This window comes from Methylibium sp. T29-B (assembly GCF_000576225.1).
Lineage (GTDB): Bacteria > Pseudomonadota > Gammaproteobacteria > Burkholderiales > Burkholderiaceae_C > Methylibium > Methylibium petroleiphilum.
Genome location: NZ_AZSN01000308.1, coordinates 1 through 2104, shown reverse-complemented (window position 1 = coordinate 2104; position 2104 = coordinate 1). Strand labels below are relative to the sequence as shown.

The window sequence follows — 2104 nt, the reverse complement described above, 5'->3', positions numbered from 1 at the left end:
GCCCGAGACCGGGCGTCGAGATGGGCCACGCCGCGCTCGGCCAGCGCGGCGGCGTGGGCACGCGCCTGCGCCGGCCGGATGGAGCTCATGTCCACCAGCAGCGCGCCGCGTGGCAGCGTGTCGGCCAGGCCGTGCGCGAACAGCAGCTCCTCCACGATGTCGCCGTGCTCGAGCATCGTGATCACGAGCTCGGCCGTTCGCACCGCCGCCTCGGGCGTGTCGGCCACGCGGGCACCGGCCGGCGCCAGGGCCTCGGCCTTGGCGCGTGTGCGGTTCCACACGGTCACGTCGAGGCCGGCCGCGCACAGGCGGCGCGTCATCGGCGCGCCCATCAGTCCGGTCCCGAGCAGGGCAAGCTTCATCGGTGAACACTCCAGGGCAGGGTCAGGTCGGGCCAGTATAGGAATGGCGGGCCCGGCGCCATGAACAGACCCGTCCGGACCCCGCAGTTCGCGGCTTCGCCGGCGCGCGCTCCGGGGTCCAATCGCGTGACCACTGTGCCCATGCCGATGCCCGCTGCCCCGACCACCACGCCCGGCGCCCTGCCGGCCGGCTCGTCCACGAGCCGGCGTCTCGGTCGTTTCGAGCTTCGGCAACTGCTCGGCAAGAGCAGCCGCACGATGCTGTGGCTGGCCCATGACCCGGCGGCCGGCGCCGACCGCTACCTCACGCTGCCGCGCCAGCAACCGGCCGGCGCGGCTGCGCTCGAGGCGTGGTTGCGCGGAGCGCGCCACGCGGCCCGCCTGAGCCATCCGCAACTGCTGCCCATCGTCGACGTCGGCGTGGAGGAACGCTGGCCCTTCCTGGCGGGCCCGGCGCTGGCCGGCCTCACGCTCGACGCCCATCTGGCCGGCGGCGAGATGCCCTCGCCGGTGCAGGCCGCGCAATGGCTGTGCGACCTGCTGCAGGGCCTGGCCTTCATGCACGAGGCCGGCCTGGCGCACGGCGACGTGGGCGGCTACAGCGTCCTCATCGATCCGCAGGGCCGCGCGCTGCTGCTGCCCGGCGCCGATGCCTCGGCATCGCAGGCCGCCGCGGCCAGCGGCTCGGCGCTGGCCGTCGATCCCGACGCCCTGCGAACGCACGCGATGCTGGCGCGCGCGACCTGCAGGCCTGCGGGTTGCTGCTGCATCGCTTGCTCGCCGGCCAGCCGGCGCTCGACGAGGCCGACCCGCCCACGGCCCTGGCGCGGCTCGACCGCGAGATCGTGCGCCTGGGCTGGACCACGCCGCAGCCGGTGCCCGATGCGCTGCGGGCCATTGCCAACCGCGCCACCGAGCGGGAACCGCAGCGCCGCTACCTCGGCGCGCGCAGTCTTCAGCGCGCGCTGCAGGGCTGGCTGGACGCGCAGGCGGCCGGTGGCGATGGTGTGCTCGGCCTCCTGCTCGACCGCCTGCACAGCGTGGGCCACCTGCCGGCGTTGCCGGGTCTGCTGGGCCGTGTGTCCGCGGTGGTGGCGATGGAGCAGCAGCGCATCGACGAGATGGCGGAACTGATCATCCAGGACCCGGCGCTGGCCTTCGAGCTGCTGCGCCAGGTCAACGCGGCCCAGTTCGCGGCGCACGCGAGCGGTGGCGTGACCACCGTGCGGCGCGCGGTGCAGCTGTTCGGCGTGCAGGGCCTGCGGCCGGTGGCGAACGGCCTGCGGCCGTGGCCGGGTGCGTTGTCCGAAACGAACGCCGTCGCGCTGGCGGCGAGCCTGCGCGAGGCGCGCGTCGCGGCGCACGTGGCGCGCACGCTGTGCCCGGCCGACATGGACGGCGAAGAAGCCTTCCTGCTCGCCTTGCTGCAGAGCCTGGGCACGCTGCTCGTGCGCTACCACTTCCCCGAGGAAGCCGAACAGATCCACCGCCTGGTCGACCCCGAGCCGGGCGGTGCACGCGGCATGTCCGAAGCGGCGGCGGCCTGCGCCGTGATCGGCGTGGAGCTCGACGCGCTGGCGATGGCCGTCGCGCGCCACTGGGGTTTCGACGAGACGGTGCTGCATGCGATGCGGCGTGTGTCTCTGGAAGCCCCGGTGCGTGCGCCCGATCACCGAGCCGACACGCTGCGTCTGCTGGCCAGCGCGGCCGTCGAGGCCGCGGCCGCGATGGCCTCGCGCGAG

Annotated in this window: 3 protein-coding genes; 2 read left to right on the top strand and 1 reads right to left on the bottom strand. The window is 74.8% G+C overall.

The features are described from left to right. Nucleotides 1–362, bottom strand: a 362-nt coding sequence (locus tag Y694_RS21455; RefSeq protein WP_036236510.1) for an NAD(P)-dependent oxidoreductase, incomplete at its 3' end; no start/stop codon positions are given. Nucleotides 363–509: 147 nt separating this feature from the next. On the opposite strand from Y694_RS21455, the gene Y694_RS26340 reads away from it, so the two are divergent. Both Y694_RS26340 and Y694_RS21450 read left to right on the top strand, forming a co-directional pair. After that, entirely contained in the window at nt 510–1496 is a 987-nt protein-coding gene (locus Y694_RS26340; RefSeq protein ID WP_231497834.1) for a hypothetical protein, read from the top strand. Beyond that, the coding region (locus Y694_RS21450; RefSeq protein ID WP_231497833.1) for an HDOD domain-containing protein at nt 1403–2104 on the top strand (702 nt) is incomplete at its 3' end. The genes Y694_RS26340 and Y694_RS21450, both read left to right, overlap by 94 nt.

Excerpts from the sequence above, each read along its gene's own strand:
- Y694_RS26340 (WP_231497834.1), top strand. The coding sequence starts at position 510 with ATGCCCGCTGCCCCGACCACCACGCCCGGCGCCCTGCCGGCCGGCTCG.